General features: G+C 32.7%; 19 protein-coding genes. 14 read left to right on the plus strand and 5 right to left on the minus strand.

What is annotated here, in order from left to right; translation table 11 throughout:
* Positions 1-123: 123 nt before the first annotated feature.
* Positions 124-981: a bifunctional methylenetetrahydrofolate dehydrogenase/methenyltetrahydrofolate cyclohydrolase FolD gene (gene folD, locus NGI30_RS07085; RefSeq protein WP_251516017.1), complete on the plus strand. Its 858-nt coding sequence runs from the start codon at positions 124-126 to the stop codon at positions 979-981.
* Positions 982-1,282: 301 nt separating this feature from the next.
* Positions 1,283-1,630 (plus strand): DUF3139 domain-containing protein, encoded by a 348-nt coding sequence (locus tag NGI30_RS07090; RefSeq protein ID WP_251943164.1) that lies wholly within the window; start codon positions 1,283-1,285, stop codon positions 1,628-1,630.
* Between the two features lie 215 nt (positions 1,631-1,845).
* Here NGI30_RS07090 and NGI30_RS07095 read toward each other — a convergent pair whose 3' ends face one another.
* Together NGI30_RS07095 and NGI30_RS07100 are read right to left on the minus strand one after the other, a co-directional pair.
* Positions 1,846-2,244 (minus strand): DUF3139 domain-containing protein, encoded by a 399-nt coding sequence (locus NGI30_RS07095; RefSeq protein WP_251943165.1) that lies wholly within the window; start codon positions 2,242-2,244, stop codon positions 1,846-1,848.
* A gap of 503 nt (positions 2,245-2,747) precedes the next feature.
* Entirely contained in the window at positions 2,748-3,893 is a 1,146-nt protein-coding gene (locus NGI30_RS07100; protein WP_251516013.1) for a globin domain-containing protein, read from the minus strand.
* Positions 3,894-4,137: 244 nt separating this feature from the next.
* Here NGI30_RS07100 and NGI30_RS07105 point away from each other — a divergent pair, with 244 nt between their 5' ends.
* From NGI30_RS07105 to rihC, 6 genes are all read left to right on the plus strand, one after another.
* Entirely contained in the window at positions 4,138-4,455 is a 318-nt protein-coding gene (locus NGI30_RS07105; protein ID WP_251943166.1) for an immunoglobulin-like domain-containing protein, read from the plus strand.
* A 255-nt stretch (positions 4,456-4,710) separates the two neighbouring features.
* Positions 4,711-5,832: a cytochrome aa3 quinol oxidase subunit II gene (qoxA, locus tag NGI30_RS07110; RefSeq protein ID WP_251516009.1), complete on the plus strand. Its 1,122-nt coding sequence runs from the start codon at positions 4,711-4,713 to the stop codon at positions 5,830-5,832.
* Positions 5,832-7,820 carry a cytochrome aa3 quinol oxidase subunit I gene (gene qoxB / locus NGI30_RS07115; protein ID WP_251943168.1) on the plus strand — a complete coding sequence of 663 codons (1,989 nt, stop codon included), beginning with the start codon at positions 5,832-5,834 and terminating at the stop codon, positions 7,818-7,820. The genes qoxA and qoxB overlap by 1 nt, the downstream gene beginning before the upstream one ends.
* Positions 7,810-8,415, plus strand: a complete 606-nt coding sequence (gene qoxC / locus NGI30_RS07120) for a cytochrome aa3 quinol oxidase subunit III (RefSeq protein WP_251516005.1) — start codon at positions 7,810-7,812, stop codon at positions 8,413-8,415. The genes qoxB and qoxC overlap by 11 nt, the downstream gene beginning before the upstream one ends.
* Complete coding sequence (gene qoxD, locus NGI30_RS07125; protein ID WP_251515980.1) at positions 8,412-8,702, plus strand: cytochrome aa3 quinol oxidase subunit IV; 291 nt, start codon at positions 8,412-8,414, stop codon at positions 8,700-8,702. Before qoxC ends, qoxD begins: the two co-directional genes overlap by 4 nt.
* Before the next feature lie 128 nt (positions 8,703-8,830).
* Positions 8,831-9,736, plus strand: a complete 906-nt coding sequence (gene rihC / locus NGI30_RS07130; RefSeq protein ID WP_251943170.1) for a ribonucleoside hydrolase RihC — start codon at positions 8,831-8,833, stop codon at positions 9,734-9,736.
* Between the two features lie 348 nt (positions 9,737-10,084).
* Here the strand turns inward: rihC and NGI30_RS07135 are convergent, their stop codons facing one another.
* Positions 10,085-11,740: a phospho-sugar mutase gene (locus NGI30_RS07135; protein ID WP_251515922.1), complete on the minus strand. Its 1,656-nt coding sequence runs from the start codon at positions 11,738-11,740 to the stop codon at positions 10,085-10,087.
* Between the two features lie 312 nt (positions 11,741-12,052).
* Here NGI30_RS07135 and NGI30_RS07140 point away from each other — a divergent pair, with 312 nt between their 5' ends.
* The 4 genes from NGI30_RS07140 (at position 12,053) to NGI30_RS07155 (ending at position 19,120) form a co-directional block, all read left to right on the plus strand.
* Positions 12,053-13,273 carry an LCP family protein gene (locus NGI30_RS07140; RefSeq protein ID WP_251943172.1) on the plus strand — a complete coding sequence of 407 codons (1,221 nt, stop codon included), beginning with the start codon at positions 12,053-12,055 and terminating at the stop codon, positions 13,271-13,273.
* A gap of 40 nt (positions 13,274-13,313) precedes the next feature.
* Positions 13,314-13,784 carry a DUF2538 family protein gene (locus NGI30_RS07145; protein ID WP_251515916.1) on the plus strand — a complete coding sequence of 157 codons (471 nt, stop codon included), beginning with the start codon at positions 13,314-13,316 and terminating at the stop codon, positions 13,782-13,784.
* 72 nt (positions 13,785-13,856) lie between these two features.
* A complete protein-coding gene (locus NGI30_RS07150) occupies positions 13,857-14,279 on the plus strand; it encodes a GNAT family N-acetyltransferase (RefSeq protein ID WP_251515913.1) in 423 nt (140 codons plus the stop codon).
* A gap of 215 nt (positions 14,280-14,494) precedes the next feature.
* A complete protein-coding gene (locus NGI30_RS07155; RefSeq protein WP_251943173.1) occupies positions 14,495-19,120 on the plus strand; it encodes a GW dipeptide domain-containing protein in 4,626 nt (1,541 codons plus the stop codon).
* A gap of 99 nt (positions 19,121-19,219) precedes the next feature.
* Here the strand turns inward: NGI30_RS07155 and NGI30_RS07160 are convergent, their stop codons facing one another.
* Entirely contained in the window at positions 19,220-19,642 is a 423-nt protein-coding gene (locus NGI30_RS07160; RefSeq protein WP_251943175.1) for a MarR family transcriptional regulator, read from the minus strand.
* 195 nt (positions 19,643-19,837) lie between these two features.
* Here NGI30_RS07160 and NGI30_RS07165 point away from each other — a divergent pair, with 195 nt between their 5' ends.
* Positions 19,838-20,842, plus strand: a complete 1,005-nt coding sequence (locus NGI30_RS07165; RefSeq protein WP_251943178.1) for an acyltransferase family protein — start codon at positions 19,838-19,840, stop codon at positions 20,840-20,842.
* Positions 20,843-20,922: 80 nt separating this feature from the next.
* Positions 20,923-22,083: an aminotransferase class I/II-fold pyridoxal phosphate-dependent enzyme gene (locus tag NGI30_RS07170; protein ID WP_251943179.1), complete on the plus strand. Its 1,161-nt coding sequence runs from the start codon at positions 20,923-20,925 to the stop codon at positions 22,081-22,083.
* A gap of 239 nt (positions 22,084-22,322) precedes the next feature.
* On the opposite strand, the gene NGI30_RS07175 is transcribed toward NGI30_RS07170, so the two are convergent.
* Positions 22,323-22,766 carry a MarR family winged helix-turn-helix transcriptional regulator gene (locus NGI30_RS07175; protein WP_251519497.1) on the minus strand — a complete coding sequence of 148 codons (444 nt, stop codon included), beginning with the start codon at positions 22,764-22,766 and terminating at the stop codon, positions 22,323-22,325.
* Positions 22,767-23,259: the final 493 nt, after the last annotated feature.

The raw sequence follows: 23,259 nt of genomic DNA on the forward strand, positions 1-23,259 counted from the left end.
CATGGTTTTTCAATCAAAAATCGAACTTTAAAACAATTTTCGTTCTTAATCTACGTCTTTTGGTTGATATTCGGTGTACATTTTATGTTAAAGTTAAGTTAATCACTTCGAGGAGGAATATACATGGTCGCAAAAATTTTAGATGGTAAGCAAATTGCTAAAGACTATAGAGCAGGACTTCAAGAACAAGTTGAAACATTAAAATCACAAGGTTATACACCTAAATTATCAGTTATATTAGTAGGTAATGATGGTGCTAGCCAAAGTTATGTAAATGCAAAGAAAAAGGCAGCAGAAAAAATTGGTATGATTTCTGAAATCGTACATTTAGATGAATCTACGAGTGAAGAGGAAGTATTAAACGAACTAAACCGTTTAAATGAAGATGATTCTGTAAGTGGTATTCTCGTTCAAGTTCCACTACCTGAACAAGTTAGCGAACAAAAAGTATTAGAATCAATCAACCCAGATAAAGATGTGGACGGTTTCCATCCTATTAATATTGGTAAATTATATATCGATGAACAAACTTTCGTTCCGTGTACACCATTAGGTATTATGGAAATTTTAAACCACGCAGATATGGATATCGAAGGTAAAGATGCGGTCATCTTAGGTCGTAGTCACATCGTAGGGCAACCAGTTTCTAAACTTTTACTACAAAAAAATGCTTCAGTTACGATACTACATTCAAAAACAAAAGATATGCATCAACATTTAAAAAATGCCTATATCATTGTAAGTGCGGTAGGTAGACCTGGATTAGTTACTAAAGATGATGTTAAAGAAGGTGCAGTTGTAGTAGACGTTGGTAACACACCAGATGAAAATGGAAAATTAAAAGGTGACGTTGAATACGAAGACGTTAAAGAAATTGCAGGTGCAATCACACCAGTACCTGGTGGCGTTGGCCCAATGACAATCACAATGGTGTTAAATAATACATTAATCGCAGAAAAAATGCGCAGAGGTATTAAATAGATATAAAGTTGTGCTTAGGCATAAATATTACTGATTAAAAATAAACGTTAATTTCTATTGAGATATAAATAGAAATTAACGTTTTCTTTGTTTTATGCAATTTTGAATCAAGTTCCCTTCACTTCTTATACTCTTAAAAATATCCCTAATGTTTATGTTACATTACAATTAAATAAGAACATAAAATGACCTAAAATTATACATAATTTCTCTCAATGAAAAAACAACTAAGTTATCGTATAAGGTTTGTACTAGTTATATTGATTTCACCGGAAATGTAAAAAGGAGAAGTAAATAAAAAATGAACAAGACCTTAAAAATTTTAATAATTTCTATTATTTGTATCATTCTTACCTTAACAGTTTGGATTTTAAGTGTGATTTCTTATCAGAAACATAAGAGTGAGAAAATTATCGATCATGTCATAGAACGTAAAGGTTGGGACAAAAAAATAAAACACGAAAAGATGAGCTTTAATATAATGATGGGCGACGCTGAAAAATGGGTTGTATATAAAGATCAACCTAATGTTCATTATTGTTATGTAGTAACCCCAAAACCTGCACTTAGTAATAGTGACAATGATTATGTTGTTACTGATATGACTGAATTAGAAAAAAAAAGGAATCTTACTATAAATATATTTTAGAGGAAGAACCCTATGTGTCTAAGAACAAATCGTAAAATGTTTTCAAGATTAATGAAACGAGTATAAAACCTAGCTTTCTATAATAAGAATTATGTTATCGTATATCGTTATTACAGATTATATTTTTATAAATTTATAAAAATATAAATTATTACATAATCAAATTAGTAATAAATATAAAACAGACTAGCAAAAATTTGCTAGTCTCTTTCCATTTATTTCAAATCATATTTTTCATCAAAGTGATGTCTCTTTTTATATTTTTCACGCTTTTTCTTATTATTCCAATATTTATTATATTTATCTTTTAAATTTGCATCACCAGTTATTTTACCATTATCATCAACATCATATTGATATGTATTATAAGGTTCATCTTTATAAGTGACTTCTAAATAGTTATATCCAGTATTTAACGTGAAAGTGGGCTCTTCTGTTTTGATTCTCTTTTCCCACCCTTTTTTCTTAAGTACACGATGAACTTTCTCTTTGATTTTAGCTTCTTCATGTTTTTGATAATTTAAATACATATGTTTTCCTGCATAGATAATTACGACTAAAGCAATAATTAAAATAATGACGACAATTGAAATAATTTTAAATATTTTTTTCATATTAAGCTCCTAAAGTAAATTTTTATTCTTGTTAATATTTTGTAAAAAATAAATATTATTCTACCTTTTTATGATATGTTTTTAAATGTAATAAAGTCAAATCAATCGAAGAAATTAATGAAAAAGTTAGTTAAGAACTTATTATGTGGCACTGTTTTAACTACAGTAAGTGTCAATGTACAAGATGATAGCTCAAATAACTTGAGTCGTTGAAAGAATTGCAAGAAGAAGGTGGTGTTTCTAAATCAATTGAGGTTAAAAATTCCAATGCATATTATATACAACGTCACTACCTATAACAAAACATTATATTAATATTAATAAACGCCTAAACCTTTATTTCACAAGGTTTGGGCGCTTTCGGTCATATGTTGTTTTTACATCTGTAATAAATAGTTGATGTAAATCGTTTTCATTTGTACATGTTTTGTATCTTTATTTAATTTGTGGGGTTTAAGTTTTACTCGTGCCTCCCCCAGTTTTTTAATATCTTTTATAGTTATTTATGCTTGTATGCTTAATTTAGGTATAAATGATTCGAAATGAATTTTCGAAGGCGCGATGCCCATAGCTTTCAATGTTTCAATCATAGATTGTAAAAATGATTGGCCACCGCACACATAAATTTCAGTTTCATCATTAATATAATTTTTTAAATAGCTTTCATCAATATAGCCATTTTTACGTTTATCATATATTACATAGCTACTATTATTTCCAGATTCTGCAATTTCAGTTAATGTTTCTTCAAAAGGAACATCATTTATATCAGAAGTGTTTTGAATAAAATTAACTTCATTTTCCCCTTTCGAAAGTTGTTTGAACATTGGAATTAATGGCGTTACACCTATACCAGAACCAATAAATAGTTGTGGATGCGTTTCATTTTGAATAGAAAAAGCGCCTACAGGTGCAGATAATTGAATTTGATCACCGACTTTGTATTCATCATGTAAAACGGTAGAAACTTCACCTTCATGTTCTGTTGACGTATCTCGCTTTACTGCGAAAGTTAATGTATCATTATTTCCTTCAATAATAGAATAGTGTCGTTTTGCACGGTATGGTAGATGTTCACTTTCTATATCAACTGTAATAAATTGACCTGGTGTAAAATGACTGAAATCGAACTGTTCTGATTTTACTGTGAATGATTTAATATCTGTTGAAACTTGTTCAATTTGTAAAATTTCGAATGATTCGAATCCTTCCCAAGCCATTTGTTCATATATTTGTTGTTCTACTTTAATAAAGACATCAGCGATTTCTTGGTAAGCTTTTCCCCACGTTACGACGATTTCATCCTCGCTATCTAAATCTAATACTTCTTGTATAGCTTCTAACAAATGCTTTCCTACAATGTCATATCCAGCTGGTGGTACTTGTAATGCACAATGTTTATACGCTATTTCTTCTACAACAGGTAATATACGCGTTAGATCTTCAATATTCATTGCTGCTGCGAGAACGCTTTGTGCTAATGCAGTTGATTGTAAACCTTTTTTCTGATTCGTTTGATTAAACATATTTTTTAGTTCAGGATGCTGATTAAACATGCTTTTATAAAAATAAGAAGTGATTGCTACGCCCTTTTCTTGTAAAACTGGTACTGTTTGTTGAATAATATTTTTTTCATTTTCATTTAACATTTTAAGCTACTCCCTTATTCAAAATATATATCCTTCAATAATTATTATAATACAAAACATCGTTCAAAATAGTTTTATGTGATAATATTCATAAATATGTCACTTTACTTAATTTTAACTCAAATTTTTATACTAGTTAAAATTCGATGGTTATATTGGTACTATAGTATGATGTTAAATATATTCATTTATCGTATATTGATATTAAATCAACTAATGGTTTTTCAAAGCGGAGGTTAACTTTATGAATAAATTAATACAATCATTATCAGCAATTGGCGTTTCAGCTACATTAGTAACCCCTAACCTAAGTGCTGAAGCTACTGACAATACAATTCCCCAACTCAAAGGCACAAAAGACACAGTTATTGAAAAAGGAGAAAATTACAATCTACTTAAAGGCGTAAGCGCTTATGACAAAGAAGATGGTGATTTAACTCACAAAATTACTGTTGATAGTGACATTAATACAGATAAAGTTGGTAAATACAAAGTCGTTTATAAAGTTGAAGATTCTGATGGTGCAGTCAATGAGTCAACGCATTATGTAGAAGTAAAATAACATTACATAAAATATTACAATTAATGTTAAATCGTTCTATATAATAGTTATATTTTATGACTGAATAGAAATATGGCACTTTTCACAAAATGTACACATAATTTTAACAAATCCCAAAATGCCCGACAGACCTTGATTCTGTTGGGTTTTTTAATTTTTTTAAATAATTTTTTTGTGATAAGCACTTGTAAATATCGCGTAATATCTTAAAATTGATGATAAGCCCTACAATTGTAGTATTAGGAGGTCAATAAAGTGTCAAAATTTAAGTCTTTGCTTCTACTATTAGGGTCACTTATGTTACTAAGTGGTTGTTCTAATGTAGAAGTTTTAAACCCAAAAGGGCCAATGGCAAGCGATTCTAGATTCTTGATTATCTATTCAATTATCTTCATGCTTGTTATCATTGCCGCGGTGCTTATAATGTTCGCGCTATTCCTATGGAAATATAGAATAGGAAACACCAAAGAATCTGGTAAAATGCACCACAATTCCTTAATGGAACTTATCTGGTTTATTATTCCAGTCATCATCGTAATTGCTTTAGCTATTCCAACAGTTAAATCACTTTACGAATATGACAAACCAGTTAAGAAAAAGGATGACCCGCTTGTTGTTTATGCTACAAGTGCTGGTTTTAAATGGTTCTTCAGTTATCCTGAACAAAAGGTAGAAACGATTAACCATTTAACAATTCCTAAGGATCGTCCTGTTGTCTTCAAACTCCAATCAATGGATACGATGACAAGTTTCTGGATTCCTCAACTAGGTGGTCAAAAATACGCTATGACAGGTATGACAATGGATTGGACCTTAACAGCTAGTGAAGAAGGTAAATTCAGAGGACGAAACTCAAACTTCAACGGTGAAGGTTTCGCCCGTCAAACTTTCGATGTTAACTCAGTCAGTCAAAAAGATTTTGATAAATGGGTGAAAAAAGCTCAATCTAAGAAAAAATTAAAACAAGATACATTTGATAAGCAACTTTTACCTACGACTGAAAACAAAAAATTAACATTCAGTGGTACGCATATGGCGTTTGTCGATCCTGCAGCTGATCCAGAATATTTATTCTATGCATACGATCGTTATAACTATGTTCAAAAAGATCCAAACTTTAATTCTGAAAAACAAATTAAAGAAGATGTATTAGATAAACCTGATCAACCTGCACGTAAGCCTAAGATCACAAACCCTAACTATAAACGTCATGGCATGACACCTACGATTCTGAAAAATGACGAACCATATGACAGTGAATTCAAAGAAAAAGAATCACATAATATGGATGAAATGGAAAAACTCTCTGAAGGTGCTAAAGACAAAGAAGCATCTAAAATTGAGAAAAAAGACCAAGAAAATGGAGGTGGACATTAATGAACTTTCCATGGGATCAATTGATCGTTCATGGTAACTGGATGATTACAATGGCACAGATTGGTGCCCCATTCTTTATCATTGGACTCATTGCCGTTATTACGTACTTTAAATTATGGAAATATCTTTACAAGGAATGGTTCACGTCTGTCGACCATAAGAAAATTGGTGCGATGTACTTAATCTGTGCTGTACTGATGTTTGTCAGAGGTGGTATTGATGCATTATTACTACGTGCTCAATTAACGATTCCAGATAATAAATTCTTAGAATCTAACCACTATAATGAAATTTTCAGTACGCATGGTGTTATCATGATCATCTTCATGGCAATGCCTTTCGTATTCGGTTTATGGAATGTCGTAGTACCATTACAAATTGGTGCACGCGACGTAGCATTCCCAGTATTAAATAGTATTAGTTTCTGGTTATTCTTCTCTGGTATGGTGTTATTCAACCTATCATTCATTATCGGTGGTTCACCAGCAGCTGGTTGGACTAACTACGCACCACTTGCAGGAGAATTCAGTCCAGGACCTGGTGTTAACTATTACTTAGTAGCCATACAGATATCCGGTATTGGTTCACTGATGACCGGTATTAACTTCTTCGTAACGATACTAAGATGTAAAACACCTACAATGAAATTTATGGAAATGCCAATGTTCACAGTAACAGCATTCATCACAGCATTAATCGTTATCTTGGCATTCCCAGTACTTACAGTTGCGTTAGCATTATTTACAACTGATAGAATATTCGACACTACATTCTTTACAGTTGCAAATGGTGGTATGCCAATGCTCTGGGCAAACTTCTTCTGGGTATGGGGGCACCCTGAGGTTTATATCGTTATCTTGCCGGCATTTGGTATATATTCAGAAATCATACCTACCTTTGCCCGTAAACGTTTATTCGGACACCAAAGCATGGTTTGGGCAACAGCAGGTATCGCATTCTTAAGTTTCTTAGTTTGGGTTCACCATTTCTTCACAATGGGTAATGGTTCTTTAATTAACTCATTCTTCTCAATCACAACAATGTTGATAGGTATACCAACTGGTGTAAAATTATTCAACTGGTTATTCACTTTATATCAAGGTCGAATTACTTTCGAATCACCAATGTTATTCTCATTAGCTTTCATCCCTAACTTCTTATTAGGAGGAGTTACAGGTGTCATGTTAGCGATGGCAGCAGCCGATTACCAATACCACAATACGTACTTCCTAGTGGCACACTTCCACTACACATTAGTAACAGGTGTTGTATTCGCGATGTTAGCTGGTTTAATATTCTGGTATCCTAAGATGACTGGTCATAAGTTAAATGAAACATTAAATAAATGGTGTTTCTGGTTATTTATGATTGGCTTTAACGTTTGTTTCTTACCACAATTCGTATTAGGTCTTGATGGTATGCCACGTCGTTTATACACTTACATGCCTGAAGACGGCTGGTGGTTATTAAACGCAATCTCAACTCTAGGTGCCCTAATGATGGCACTAGGATTTATGTTCTTAGTAGCAAGTATCGTATACAGCTTCTTCAAATCACCACGTGAAGCAACTGGTGATAACTGGGATGGCTTAGGACGTACTTTAGAATGGTCAACTGCTTCAGCAATGCCACCTAAGTACAACTTCGCTATTACTCCAGAATGGAATGACTATGATACTTTTGTTGATATGAAAGAACACGGTAGACATTATTTAGATAATCACAATTACAAAGACATCCACATGCCAAACAATACAATTGTTGGTCTATTGATGGGTATATTCTTCACAATCGGTGGTTTCTTCTTTATCTTTGAAACTATGGTTCCAGCAATTATTTCATTACTTGGTGTCTTTGGTACTATGATTTACCGCAGTTTCCAAATTGATCATGGTTACCATATCCATGCATCAGAAGTTAAAGAAACTGAAGAACGTTTACGTCAAGCACGTATTAAAGAAAAGGAGGCTGTAAGACATGAGTCATAATGCAAATACGATAGATTCTCGTTCGCATGAAGGAAATTTAAACAAACTTGGATTTTGGATTTTCCTTACAGCCGAATTCTCACTATTTGGTACGTTATTCGCAACATTAATTACGTTGCAACACGGCGGTGATTACGCAGGCAAATTAACTACCGAATTATTCGAATTACCACTTGTTCTTATAATGACATTCTCATTATTAATTAGTTCTTACACTTGTGGTATTTCAATTTATTACATGCGACAAGAAAAACAAAATTTAATGATGATTTGGATGATCATCACAATCTTACTAGGTGCTGTGTTCGTAGGATTCGAAATTTACGAGTTCGCCCACTATGCCCATGAAGGTGTTAACCCTACTATTGGGTCATTCTGGTCAAGCTTCTTCATCCTATTAGGAACACACGGTGCCCACGTAACATTAGGTATCTTTTGGATTATTTGTTTATTAATTCAAATTGCAATGAGAGGTTTAAATAAAGATAACGCTCCTAAATTATTTATAGTAAGTTTATACTGGCACTTCTTAGATGTTGTTTGGATCTTCATCTTCACAGCCGTATATATGGTAGGGATGGTGTTTAGCGGATGAATACAATAGTAAAACACACAATCGGTTTTATCGCCTCTATTGTTTTAACGATTTTAGCAGTATACGTAACACTGTATACGTCAATGGCACTTAACGCTAAGATTACTATCATCTTTGGTTTTGCTTTCATTCAAGCTGCAGTTCAATTATTAATGTTCATGCACTTAACTGAAGGTAAAGATGGTAACTTACAAGGTTTCAAAGTGTTATTCGCAATTATCATAACGTTAATTACTGTTATTGGTACTTATTGGGTTATGCAAGGCGGACACTCAGGTCACCTTTAATAAAAGACGAACAAACCAAATGCTTTAAGCATTTGGTTTGTTTTTTTATGTATATACATCTTTTTAGACTTACACCTATAAATGATATAGTGGATGTATAAACTTTAATACTATAGGGGGATGAAACGTTGAAACAACCAATCATTATTGATACAGATCCAGGAATTGATGATGCAGCCACATTAAGCATCGCTTTAAATCATCCGAATTTCGACCTAAAAATGATAACAACTGTAAATGGAAATGTAGGTATCGAAAAAACTACAGCAAATGCATTAAAACTTAAAAAGTTTTTTAACAGTGATGTGCCTGTACATCGCGGTGCTTCTCGCCCATTATTAAACGATTTGTATGATGCAAGTATTGTTCATGGTGAATCAGGTATGGACGGTTATGATTTTCCAGAAATTAATGAAAAAGATTTAGCCTCCTCGCATGCAGTAGAAGTCATGCGTCAAACTATACTTAATTCTGAAGACCCTATTACATTGATTCCTATAGGGCCACTTACAAATATAGCGTTACTATTATCTACTTATCCTGAGGTTAAAGATTATATAAAGGAAGTCATATTAATGGGTGGATCAACTGGCAGAGGAAATGTGACTCCCCTAGCTGAATTTAATATATATTGTGATCCAGAAGCAGCCAAGATTGTGTTTGATTCAGGATTGCCAATTACGATGGTAGGCTTAGATGTTGCTAGAAGTTCAACTTTAAGTCACGATAGTTTAGAAAAACTCAAATCACAAAACGACGCAACACAAATGTTATATAAAATTTTCAAACATTATAAAGGTGATGACTTCGAAAAAGGATTAAACTTATACGACGTTTATACAGTGCTTTATTTATTACATCCGGAAGAATTCGAAGTTGAAGAAGCAGATGTTCAAATTGAAATTTCCGGCGAGTTAACTCGTGGTGCTACAGTTACAGATTTCGCAAGTCATTTCCCTAACTGTTCTGTTGTAAAATCAATTCACCCTCAAACTTTAGAAAAGCTATTTTTCGAAGCACTAGAATATTGCTAAATATTAACTTTAGATATATTTAAACTGAGAAATTTAACAGCAATTAAAATTCTCAATATCAAGTTTTCAAAATGATTTTGACAAAAACTTTAATAAATCTATATAAAAACGAGTCTGAGACAAAATAGGTGTCTCAGACTCGTTGTCAACTTGGCAGTAGATCAGTAGATGTCTGGATTGAAAATGCGCTTATATCAAGCTTTTTCAATCCTAGTCATCTTTGCCGGGGGTGGGACTATGAAATCTTTATTAAAAATTCGATTTCTGTCTTCCTCCCCTTTTTATTGTTATATGAATATTTAATTTTAACTTAGTCAATGGAGACAAGCGTTTCACACATAGTGAATTTTATACAGTCTCAATATATTCTTTCATAAATTGGTCTGTAATTTCATCTATATTTTCTGCTTTTAGTGAAAAATACACTTTTAACTTTGGCTCTGTGCCTGATGGTCGTAATGCAATAAAACCATCATCAAAAATAAATCTAACCAAATTCGTATTTGGTAATGTAAGTGATTCTGTCTCCCCTGTTTCAAGATTTTTAACAGAACCTTTTTGATAGTCTTCTATTTGTTTAACGTCTATACCACAAATTTGAGTTTGTGGTTCATTTCTAAATCTTTCCATGATATTCACTATTTTACTTCGACCAGCTTCACCTTCAAACTCTGGCGCTAATGTACGATTCTCAAATTTACCAATATTTTGATAAATATCATTCATTTCATCTTTAAAGGTAAGACCATTTTTTGCAAGTAAGTTTTTATATTTGATTAATAAAGGCGCAATTTGTATTGCATCCTTATCTCTAGAAATTGGTTTAGCTAAATATCCATGACTTTCTTCAAATGCAAGTAGTAATTGGTCTTTCCCGTCGGATTCTTTTTCCTCAATTTTATCTGAAATAAATTTAAAACCTGTCAACACATTGTTTACTTCTACATCTAATGCATGTGCAAGTCTATCAGCAAGTTCACTTGTTACGATAGATTTCACAATATACAATGGTTTACCTTCATCCACTAGTACTTGGAATCTTAACTTCATCAATAATAATCCAATTTCATTACCGTTAAAATATTTATAATCATTATTGCCATATCTTTCTATAAATCCTAAACGATCGGCATCAGGATCAGTAGCTATGATTAATTGTGCATCTCGTTCTTCTGCTAATTTTAAGCTACGTTCAAATACTGCTTCTTCTTCAGGATTTGCTGCTTTCACTGTTGGGAAGTTTCCATCAGGTTTTGATTGTGTGTCTTCTATTACATATTGATTGAAGTCAAGCTCATCTAAAATTTCAGAAAGTATCGGTAAACTCGTTCCATGTAAACTCGTTAATACCACTTGTGTTTCATTACCTTCAATTGTACCAACTAAATCTTTAACTTCTTGTTTATATTCTTCGATTAAATCCTGATTAATAAATACAATCGCATTTTCATCTACTAATGCATTGAAATTTCCCTTTTCGATCGTTAAAGGCTCTTTGATGTTATTAATATACTCACTCAATGCTTCTGAAGTATCTGGAAGTAATTGGCCACCTTTTTCATTGTAAACTTTTATTCCATTATATTGTTTAGGATTATGACTTGCTGTAATCATTACACCTGCATCAGCTTTTAAATGTTTTACTGCAAATGATAATTCAGGTGTTGATTTATAGCTGTTAGCAAGTATAACTTGAACACCAAAAGTGCCCATTACGCTAGCCATTTCTACACTGAATTCATCAGATAGTAATCTTGTATCATAATATATTACTGCTTTAGGTTCATCAGTTTGTGCCTTTAAATACTTTGCTAATCCTAATGCAACTTTTCGAACTGTGAATGCATTCAAATAGCCTGGTCCTAAACCGATCTTGCTACGTATACCAGCCGTACCAAAACTTAAAATATTTTCGAATCCTTCATGTTGTTCATTTTCTGATTGTTGATCATAAAATGATTTCACTAGACTTTCATCAATCTTGTCCAACCACTGTTGTTTCATAATTATCCTCCTTATATTTTAAGCACAAGGTTTATATATCATCTATATAGATCTTCTCAATTTCAAAGTCATTGCATTCCCCATTATATCGTAAGTTACGCAAGAAATCATTTTATACTAACACCTCGATTAATTAAGATGATTTTCACCTAAATTGAGATATTTATTTGACAAATTTTATTTCTTTATTGATAAATTACTCTATTAGTAATAGAATAATAAGTTATAGCACATTTATACTTTACAATAAATTTACATTCTTAACATTGTATAAAAATTCCAAATCAATCATATATTTAAGGAGCTTCAAACATGAATAAATTTTTTAAATACTTTCTTATATTACTCTCATTAATTCTTGTAGTTGTTCCAATTATCTTTGCTATTACTATACTAAAATCTTCTGAAAAAGCATTTGAAAACTCATATAACCAAGATGATTCTGATCGAACTTCAAATGTAAGAAAATCAAAAATAGATCCTTCTAAGGACCCTTTTACAATTTTATTTTTAGGAATCGATGAAAATAGTGGTAGAGAAGAAAATGGACAGACAACTGAACATTCTAGAAGTGATGCAATGATCCTCTCTACATTTAACGCAGATAAAAATAGAATAAGATTGTTAAGTATTCCAAGAGATACGGTAAGTTATATTCCTAAAGTTGGCTACTATGATAAAATCACACATGCTCATGTATTTGGTGGACCTACTTCCTCAATGGACGCTGTAGAAGCAACATTAAATGTGCCTGTCGATTATTATATAAGAATAAATATGGATGCCTTCGTTGACGCAGTTGATGAACTTGGCGGTATCAAATACGATGTACCTTATAATTTAGATGAACCAAATACGAATGACGATGGCAATATTAAAGTTAAAAAAGGTTACCAAACATTAAATGGTGATCAAGCGCTTGCTGTAGCTCGAACAAGACATCATGATTCAGATCTAAAACGCGGCGAACGTCAAATGGAACTTATTAAAATATTATTCGCCAAAGCACAACAGACAAATTCATTCGATAAATTGGATAACGTCATTAGCATTGTAGGTAAAAATTCTAAACATAACTTTAGTCAGAAAGAAATGGAAGGCTTTGTTTCAACTTACATGCGTCATGATATGGATATAAAAAGTAAACAACTCAAAGGTAAAGATGATTATCTAAAAGGTATTTACTATTACAATCCTTCAATAAAAAGTATCCAAAATACTTCAAATTTATTGCGTAATGATTTAAATCTCCCTAAAATTAGTGATAAAGATGCATTTTTAAATCAACGTGTAACTGATTTTTATGGTACACTCGTGCCACAGACTAAAATTGATAGTAGTTTACTTAAAAAGAATCAGAACGATACTTCTGATGATGAAAATAATAATAACGAAAACGACAATGAATCAAATCAAAATACTAATAATACTCAAACTAACGACAATCAATCTATGGATTCACAAACACAACAATCCACTGGTAATTCAAACTATCAAGAAGGTCAGACACAGCAACAAAATGCAGTTTACTAATTTTCAACTTTAATACTCAAAGTAGAGAGGAGTACGCGACATGTCACGTAAAACATATGAAAAAATTGCTCATATCAATGGTATGTTCAATATTCTGGAACAACAATTAATCCACAGTAAAGACATGGCTCTATTTAGAAATGAATTCTTTTACGTCAACCATGAACATCGTGAAAATTATGAAGCCTTAAGAATTTATTATAAGGATAGTGAACACAATCCAATCGTTGATGGCGCATGTTATATCGTAGCATTACCAGAAATCTTCGATAAAGTCGATGTGTTTGAAGCAGAGTTACCATTTTCTTGGGTTTATGATGAAAATGGTATTACTGAAACGATGAAACAGATTAGTATCCCAATCCAATATTTAGTTGCTGCTGCTTTAGAAGTTACTGATGTGAATATTTTCAAACCATCAGGTTTCACTATGGGAATGAATAATTGGAATATTGCTCAGATGAGAATATTTTGGCAATATTCAGCGATTATTCGTCAAGAAGCTCAATAATTTAATGGACGTTGCCCTATCATAGCTACTATGGTAGGGTTATTTTAATTATATTAAACGAGGTGTTGAAGTATGTTTCAAAAGGTAACAACAAATAAAATGCTGGAAGACGCTTTCGAAGTACGTAAAAAAGTCTTTGTAGAAGAGCAAGGCGTTCCACTAGAAAATGAACTTGATGCACATGATAAAACATCCACTCATTTTATCGGTTATGAGGAAAACATCCCTTTTGCTACAGGACGATTACGTGCTGTAGATGATAAAGCAAAGATCGAAAGAGTCGCAATCACAAAGCAATTTCGTAAATCAGGTAATGGTAAAAAATTAATGAATTTTATCGAACAGTACGCTAAAGATGAGGGTTTCTCTAAAGTAACACTCAATGCCCAATGTCAAGCGCAGAAGTTTTATGAAACTTTAGGATATCAAGCGGAGGGTTCTGTTTTTATGGAAGAAAACATTGAACATATCGTTATGTCCAAAAAATTTTCTTAATATATTACACAATTTACAAATTTTATAAAACAATGACCCCCTAGCGTTTACATAAAATTAATAACATCTATTTAACCTACACCATGTTCAATAATTCACCAACATACCTTAACCGAAAACATTACTTTTTTATTACAAAACGATGAAATCAAACCACGTACGATTTAAACGTATTATAATGACACTAAATTAATTTTGTTAAAGGGGCATTAATTATGACTAATAAAAAGTTTAATTACAAGGTACCGTCAATCTTAGCTTTAACTTTGGCTGGTACTGCGTTATCAACACATCATGCACAAGCATCAGAAAACACTCAAGACCAAACTAAAAATACGAATGTTTTAAATGATGAAAAAACGCTTAACGACAGTCAACAAATTAAATCTGAAGTGAGTAAACCAACAAATAATATTTCAGGGACACAAGCTTACCAAGACCCAACACAAGTCAAAACTTCTGATAGTGACGAGTCAAATTACGATGCTCAGTTAGATGATTTAAATAATGAAAGTGCTCAAACTACTCAAGATCAAACATCTACTACTCAACAAGACAGTAAAGACAACAGCACTCAAGCTTCTGAAGATAGTCAATCTACTGACGGTGATGCGACTTCTTCTAGTGAACAACAAGATGATGTGCAATCTCAATCTAACCAAGATTCTACTGTAGCTGATCAAAACGACAGCGAAGATAACAGCACTCAAGCTTCTGAAGATAGTCAATCTACTGATGGCGATGCGACTTCTTCCAGTGAACAACAAGATGATGTGCAATCTCAATCTAACCAAGATTCTACTGTAGCTGATCAAAACGACAGCGAAGATAACAGCACTCAAGCTTCTGAAGATAGTCAATCTACTGATGGCGATGCGACTTCTTCCAGTGAACAACAAGATGATGTGCAATCTCAATCTAACCAAGATTCTACTGTAGCTGATCAAAACGACAGCGAAGATAACAGCACTCAAGCTTCTGAAGATAGTCAATCTACTGATGGTGATGCGACTTCTTCTAGTGAACAACAAGATGACGTGCAATCTCAATCTAACCAAGATTCTACTGTAGCTGAACAAAGCGACAGCGAAGATAACAGCACTCAAGCTTCTGAAGATAGTCAATCTACTGATGGTGATGCAACTTCTTCTAGCGAACAACAAGCTGACGTACAATCTCAATCTAACCAAGATTCTACTGTAGCTGATCAAAACGACAGCGAAGATAACAGCACTCAAGCTTCTGAAGATAGTCAATCTACTGATGGCGATGCGACTTCTTCTAGTGAACAACAAGATGATGTGCAATCTCAATCTAACCAAGATTCTACTGTAGCTGACCAAAACGACAGCGAAGATAACAGCACTCAAGCTTCTGAAGATAGTCAATCTACTGATGGCGATGCGACTTCTTCTAGTGAACAACAAGATGATGTGCAATCTCAATCTAACCAAGATTCTACTGTAGCTGACCAAAACGACAGCGAAGATAACAGCACTCAAGCTTCTGAAGATAGTCAATCTACTGATGGCGATGCGACTTCTTCCAGCGAACAATTAGCAGAAGCAACATCAGAAAATACACTTGCACGTAAAGTTGCAAATAGTACTGATGATTCAACTCAACAAGAAAGCACGAACTCAAGTGAAGCACCAGTTTTCAAAACATTCGCAGCTTATAGTGCTCCTGAAGCTGGTTCAACAACTGATAGTTCTGAAAACAAAGTTTCAACACGCTCAGCTTCCCTAACTGAAGAAGCTGCGACAACAAGCAGTCTTCCTAAATATACGCCAACAGTAAGTTCAAAAATTAATGATTACATCCGTAAAAATAAATTTGAAGCGCCAAATTACGAGAAAGATATTGCAAGTTATTTACCACGTTACAACTACCGTTACGGTTCTCCAGAAGGTATTGTAATGCATGATACTGCGAATGATAACTCTACAATTACTGGTGAAGTCAACTACATGAAAAACAATTACAATATGGCTTTTGTTCATGCTTACGTCGATGGAAATCGTATAATTGAAACAGCTAATACGGATTACCTTGCTTGGGGCGCTGGCCCAGCTGCAAATGAGCGTTTCATCCATGTTGAACTTGTTCATACGCACGATTACGATTCGTTTGCTAGATCTATCAATAACTATGCTGACTATGCAGCAACAAATTTACGTTATTATGGTTTAAAACCTGATAGTGCTGAGTATGATGCAAAAGGTACTGTTTGGACACATAGAGCAGTAAGTAAATATTTAGGCGGTTCAGACCACAGTGACCCTCATGGTTACTTAGCTCAACATGGCTACACTTATGATGAATTATACGACTTAATCAGAGAAAAATACTTAATCCAAACTGGTCAAGTTGCACCATGGGGCGCTTCTTCTTCTGGTAGTACAGACGGCAGCAGTAACGATCAACCTAAAACAGGTGAAGTATCAGTAAATACTACGAATGGAATGGCACGCATTGGTTCTACAAATGATGGATTATATACAACAATTTATGACCATGATGGTAAAGAAACGAGTCGTACAAACCAATCGTTAAAAGTTACAAAATCAGCATCAATTGGTGATGAAAAATTCTACCTTGTATCTGACTACAATAAAGATAGTTTATTAGGTTGGGTCCACCAAAACGATGTAACTTATAAATCAGCAAACAAAGTACAATCAATCGATAAAGCATATAAAATCGAACCTGGTTCAAACGTATACAGCGTACCGTGGGCAACTTCTTCTCAAAAAGTTGGCTCTGTATCTGGATCTTCAACACAAACATTTAATGGAACAAAAATGCAACAAGTTGGTTCAACTAACTATGTATATGGTAAAGTCAATGACCTATCTGGCTGGGTAAGACTAGATAAACTTACAGATTCAAGTTCTGATAGTGATGATACACCATCAACTGAAAATCAATTAACTGTTACACCTTTAACAAATACTCAAGGTATCGTGAATCGTACAAACAATGGTGTGTTCACTTCAGTGTATAATTCAACAGGTACTCAAAAATCTTATGTTAATGGAAATACTTATAAATTAAGTAAGAAAGCTACATTAGGTGATCGTTCTTTCTACTTACTTACTGACAACGCTTCAAGCGATAATATCGGTTGGATGTTAACGGGTGATGTTGCAGTTAAAGTTAACAATGATTTATCTGTAACTGAATTATCAAATACACAAGGTACTGTTAAGAATACTAACAGCGGTGTTTATGGTTCAGTTTATGATAAGACAGGTACTCAAAAATCTTCAGTTAATGGCAACACTTACAAATTAAGCAAGAAAGCTAACTTAGGTGACAAATCTTTCTACCTACTTACTAATAATTCAAACGAAAATATCGGCTGGATGAAAACTGGCGATATCACTGTTAACGAAGCAGCAACTGCGACTAATTCAACGCAATCAGTAAGTCAAATCGGTCAATTAAATACGACTAATTCAGGTATCAGAACAACTGTTTATGACCCACAAGGTAAAGATGCAACAAAATATGCAGGAAAAACGTATACAGTAACAAAGCAACGTACACAAGGTGATAACACTTATGTATTAATTCAAAATGCGCAACAAAATACACCAATTGGTTGGGTAAACAAAAATGATATTAATACTCAAAGTTTAAGTAAACCAACTACTAACAATAACAAATATATTGTAAAATCAACTAATGGCGGTCTTTATGTCATTCCATGGGGAACTACTAAGCAACGCTTAGACGACTTACAAAATCTTGAAGACAATAACTTCAACGCTTCTAAGTCAATTTACGTTGGTAAAGATGAATATGTTTACGGTAATGTAAACAATAAAACTGGTTGGATTGCAGGCAAAGATTTAACTAAAGCTGATGATCAAGATGTAAATCAATCACCTGTTACAGCGAAGAATTTCAGTTATATCATATATAACGAAAATGGTGATTATTACACTGATCCTACTTCTAAAACACCAGCTGGTTCATTAAAAGATTTCTATACAGGTATTTTCACTGTATTTGAACAACAAACTATCAATGGTGTAACTTGGTATCATGGTAAATTAGCTAACGGCCAAGTAGTTTGGATTAAAGCAAGTGATTTACGTAAAGAATTAGTACAATATAATCAATCAGGCTATACATTAGATCAAGCCGTAGCTAAACAAAAAGCACTTTCTGCAAAACCACAAATTCAACGCATTGCTGGTAAATGGGAAGATGCTACTTCAAGTGAAATCAAACAAGCTATGGATACTACAAAATTAGCTAATGATCCAGTTCAAAAATACCAATTCTTACAATTAGATAAAGCCCAAAACATCCCTTCTGAGGATCTAAATAAGTTATTAAAAGGAAAAGGTATTTTAGAGGGGCAAGGTGAAGCGTTTAGTGAAGCTGCTAAACTGAATAATATCAATGAAATTTATTTAATCTCACATGCATTATTAGAAACAGGTAATGGTACTTCAACATTATCTAATGGTGGAGATGTAATTGATAATAAAGTGGTTACAAATGTAACACCTAAATACTATAATATGTTTGGTATAGGTGCGATTGATCGTGATGCAGTTAAAGAAGGCTTTAAAACTGCGAAAAACAATGGTTGGGATACAGTACAGAAAGCAATCGTTGGCGGTGCCAAATTCATTGCCGGTTCTTATATCCACCAAGGTCAAAACACACTTTACAAAATGCGTTGGAATCCATTAAACCCAGGTGTACACCAATACGCTACAGATATTTCTTGGGCTGAGAAAAACGCAACACGCATGAAAACTTTTTACGATTCAATTGGTCAATTAGGTAAATATTTCGATATTTCAACATATAAAAAATAGGATTGAAATTCAAAGAGGTCGGGACTTGATGTCCCGACCTCTTTTTCTATTTTATAAATACATGTTTATGACTTAATCCAGTATTTTTTTATTTACTACTCAAGAGATATACGTCTTCTGATTGTTCAGTTTATATAGTAGCTGATTTAATAATTCAACATCTATAGATGTCATACTTGTACATCTACCCTTTATTAATGTAATCCTTGTTTCATAAATTTGTTCAACTAATCGATTCGCCTTCTCAGTAAGTACTAACTCTTTACATCTTAAATCTGTATTCGATTGTTTACTTTGGATATAGCCTAAATGACACAGCTTCTTCACCCATCTCGACACAATAGATTGCTCTTTATTCAACTGCATCGTCAAATCATATTGTGTTAATATCTTATTGTGATACAAAATTCTTAGCATTTCTATTTGTTCAGAAGTTAAATTTGCACGTTGACCATATCGTTTATTCACTACATTTAAATCATTGCTAATTTGAGTAAGTAATATTTCCAGCTGTGTGTACATGTTGTTCATCTCCATTTATAATTTATCATCAATCCATGCGATTAATTAACAATATTATTTATTAATATTATAAGGTTATTTTTCAACATATACAATATCAATGCAACAATCTGTCTGATTTGTTGCATTTCCCCTATCTTTTATAATAAATTAGAATAAATAAAGGATAATATCGCTGTTTAAAGGAGAAGCTTAATGACGAAATTACAAAACAGGGATTATTTTTTTGATAGTGCAAGAGCTGTACTCATTATGTTAGTCGTCTTTGGACATTTATTGCAACCTTATAAAGATGAAAACATATATCTATCAGTATTATATTTAACAATTTATAGTTTCCATATGCCAGCTTTCTTATTTATTTCTGGTTATTTTGCTAAAAATGCTGGCAAAGAAGGTTATTTAGAGAAAGTATCAAAAAAATTACTAGCCCCTTACTTTATATTTTTTGTATTTTTCTCTATATATTATTACCTAACAGGTAAAGAAGATAAAGTTCAATTGGATCCATTTGATCCTGTCTTTGCGTTATGGTTTTTACTCACCTTGTTTTTCTTTCATATTATATTGGTAATTGTAAAAAACTATAAACCCTATTATGTACTTCCCATAGCCTTTATTATTTCATTATTAGCTGGATATTCTCAGGACATCAACAATTACTTAAGTTTTTCACGTACAATCATGTTCTTTCCAGTATTTTATATTGGCTTTCTATTTGATCAACGTTACACGAGCATCTTTAAAGATAAAAGATTAGTAATCATTGCTATAGAGGTACTAATTCTGTTCTATCTTATTTACCTCAATCACCCAATCAACCCAGATTGGTTACTTGGAGATTCTCCATATATGTCATTAGAAGGTAAGCATGATTTATACAGTCCGTTCAAACGTTTATTACTCTACTTCATCATATTTACATCAATGTTTGCATTTTTCGTTTTAATACCAACAGGAAAGTTATTCTTTACTTATATTGGTAGAAGAACAATGCAAGTTTACTTATTACATGGTTTAATCATAGGTGTTTTACGTGGTTTTAAAATATATCCGTTTAAAGAACATATTAGCATATTAACTATAATTTACCTGATTACCGTTACAGCGCTCATTGTATTTGTACTATCTTCTCGGTTCGTAGCAAAATGGACGAACCCAATTATTCATTTGAAATCCCCTGCAAAATTTAAGGAATAATGTAAAATTTACCGAATTGTTTTTATTTTCTTATGTTATGATGGAAATAAAATAATTCGGTATTTTTCTGAGGTGAAAAGATGAAACTTTCATTAAACAATAATTCAAAACATTTAAAAGCACCAAGTATACGTCAATTTTCAAGTCGTATAAAAAATATAGATGACTGTATTAATTTAACTATTGGTCAACCTGACTTTCCAATGCCAGACACTGTAAAAGATGCATACATACAAGCGATAACAGAGGATCAAACACGATATTCTCACAATAAAGGATTATTAGAAACTCGAGATGCAGTAAGTCAGTATTTCGAACATAAATATGGGTTTAAGTATACAAATGAAGAAATTATCATTACGAATGGTGCCAGTGAAGCATTAGATACTGCACTCCGAAGCATCATTGAAGAAGGTGATGAAATATTAATACCAGGCCCGGTATACGCAGGTTATATACCATTAGTTAAGACTTTAGGTGGTACCCCAGTTTATATAGATACTACTACCACGAATTATAAAGTTACACCAGAAGCCATCCAATCACACGTAACACCTAAAACTAAGGCCATCTTACTAAATTACCCAACGAATCCAACAGGTGTCACGTTAAGCTATGAAGAAGTTCATGCCATCACTGAAGTACTTAAAGAGAAAGAAATATTCATTATTAGTGATGAGATTTATGCTGAAAATACATTTTCAAATCAACATACTTCATTTGCCGAGTTTCATGAAATTCGTGACCAGTTATTGCTCATCGGAGGTTTAAGTAAGTCACATTCTGCTACTGGTATTCGTATAGGATTTTTAATTGGACCTGAGTATTTAATTGAAAAATTAACATTTATGCATGCTTATAATTGTATTTGTGCGAATGTTCCTGCACAAATTGCTTGTATTGCTGCTTTAACTCAAGGTCTTGAAGCTCCTCAACACATGAACGAAGCTTATATAGAACGAAGTGATTATTTAATTGAACAACTAACATCAATGGGCTTTGAATTAAATGCACAACCAGAAGGTGCATTTTATATTTTCCCTAATATTGAAAAATTTACTTCAGATGATTATGCATTTTGTGTAGATGTATTAGAAAAAGCACATGTAGCGATTGTACCTGGTTCAGCATTTACCGATGTTGGCAAAGGCCATGTTCGAATTTCGTATGCATATGATTTAGCCTCATTAAAAGAAGGAATGCGTAGATTAAGTCAATATTTAAAACTGCATTATAGTTAATACATGTAACAATATCACCAAAACATAAATACCTAGCAATAAGCCCACCAAAGGTTCTTCAAACTTTGATGGGCTTAATTTATATATCGATATTTAGTTTTGAATTTGTTCGTTACCTAAGGGGCTAGGTTGAGTCTCGGTCTCAACACATATACTCCTCCTTACGGTGTCTCGCAAACAATACTCTATTTTTATAAGTTATTACTACAAAAAATATTACATACCACTTTATTTATATCTTATTCCTGATTATATATATTTTTCTCAGCGAAGGTTTTTAAAATTTCATAATAAGCAAGCGAATCTTCTTTATCCATTCCAAATTCATCAACGACATCGTCTGTAATTTGGCTAAAGTGTTCCTTTAATTCGGCACCTTGCTCAGTGAGTTTAATCATCACACGACGCTCATCCTCTTCTGCTCGAATGCGTTGAATGAGCTTCTTCTTTTCTAAGCGTTTCATAATTGGACTAATTGTTCCTGAATCTAAATAGAGTTCTTTGCATAGTGTATTAATATAAATAGGTTTGTCTTTTTCAATATATAATAAAACAATGAAATTAGGAAAACTAATACCATATGCTTTTAGTTTGTTATTATATTGACTGATTACCTCTTTACTCGTTATATAAAACAAATAACTCATTTCTTGCTTCATTTGATTATATGATTGTGCTGTCATATTTCTCCCTCAATCCTTTTATAATAATGTCATTATACATTTTAAATAGTTTCAAATACAATAATAAGTACTAAAAAAATTGTAAAAAGATTAGTTATTTAATTTTATTGAGTCGAACTCACGCTCTATTAAAACAGAGCTATAATTGTTAGGATATTTTTAATCTGAAAATATAACGTATTCAACTTAATTTTAACGCATAATAGAAAAAAATTCAACTGATTAAAGTGTTTTTAGCATTAATCTAATTTATATTCATTTAGCATTTTAGATAATTTGCACAAAAAATAAAAAGCTGGGTTATACTTTCCTAGCAAAAAGCCCATCAAAGATCTTCAATCTTTGACGGGCTTTACTTATATATATATCTATAATGAGTATTAAATTTGCTCGCTTACTTAGGATGCTAGGTCGAGCCTTGCTCTTGACACGATTACGGTGTTATACAAATAACCATTACCAACTAGTGGGACGACAAAACCTCTCACAGAAA

The sequence above is a fragment of the Staphylococcus sp. Marseille-Q5304 genome, assembly GCF_943737015.1.
In the GTDB taxonomy this organism is placed as follows: domain Bacteria; phylum Bacillota; class Bacilli; order Staphylococcales; family Staphylococcaceae; genus Staphylococcus; species Staphylococcus hsinchuensis.

Bases quoted from the DNA above. Each gene is read 5' to 3' on its own strand.
- folD (WP_251516017.1), top strand. From the start codon at position 124: ATGGTCGCAAAAATTTTAGATGGTAAGCAAATTGCTAAAGACTATAGA.
- NGI30_RS07090 (WP_251943164.1), top strand. From the start codon at position 1,283: ATGAACAAGACCTTAAAAATTTTAATAATTTCTATTATTTGTATCATT.
- qoxB (WP_251943168.1), top strand. From the start codon at position 5,832: ATGAACTTTCCATGGGATCAATTGATCGTTCATGGTAACTGGATGATT.
- NGI30_RS07135 (WP_251515922.1), bottom strand. From the start codon at position 11,740: ATGAAACAACAGTGGTTGGACAAGATTGATGAAAGTCTAGTGAAATCA.
- qoxD (WP_251515980.1), top strand. From the start codon at position 8,412: ATGAATACAATAGTAAAACACACAATCGGTTTTATCGCCTCTATTGTT.
- NGI30_RS07160 (WP_251943175.1), bottom strand. From the start codon at position 19,642: ATGTACACACAGCTGGAAATATTACTTACTCAAATTAGCAATGATTTA.
- NGI30_RS07095 (WP_251943165.1), bottom strand. From the start codon at position 2,244: ATGAAAAAAATATTTAAAATTATTTCAATTGTCGTCATTATTTTAATT.
- NGI30_RS07140 (WP_251943172.1), top strand. From the start codon at position 12,053: ATGAATAAATTTTTTAAATACTTTCTTATATTACTCTCATTAATTCTT.
- NGI30_RS07105 (WP_251943166.1), top strand. From the start codon at position 4,138: ATGAATAAATTAATACAATCATTATCAGCAATTGGCGTTTCAGCTACA.
- NGI30_RS07150 (WP_251515913.1), top strand. From the start codon at position 13,857: ATGTTTCAAAAGGTAACAACAAATAAAATGCTGGAAGACGCTTTCGAA.
- qoxC (WP_251516005.1), top strand. From the start codon at position 7,810: ATGAGTCATAATGCAAATACGATAGATTCTCGTTCGCATGAAGGAAAT.
- NGI30_RS07170 (WP_251943179.1), top strand. From the start codon at position 20,923: ATGAAACTTTCATTAAACAATAATTCAAAACATTTAAAAGCACCAAGT.
- NGI30_RS07155 (WP_251943173.1), top strand. From the start codon at position 14,495: ATGACTAATAAAAAGTTTAATTACAAGGTACCGTCAATCTTAGCTTTA.
- NGI30_RS07100 (WP_251516013.1), bottom strand. From the start codon at position 3,893: ATGTTAAATGAAAATGAAAAAAATATTATTCAACAAACAGTACCAGTT.
- NGI30_RS07175 (WP_251519497.1), bottom strand. From the start codon at position 22,766: ATGACAGCACAATCATATAATCAAATGAAGCAAGAAATGAGTTATTTG.
- NGI30_RS07165 (WP_251943178.1), top strand. From the start codon at position 19,838: ATGACGAAATTACAAAACAGGGATTATTTTTTTGATAGTGCAAGAGCT.
- NGI30_RS07145 (WP_251515916.1), top strand. From the start codon at position 13,314: ATGTCACGTAAAACATATGAAAAAATTGCTCATATCAATGGTATGTTC.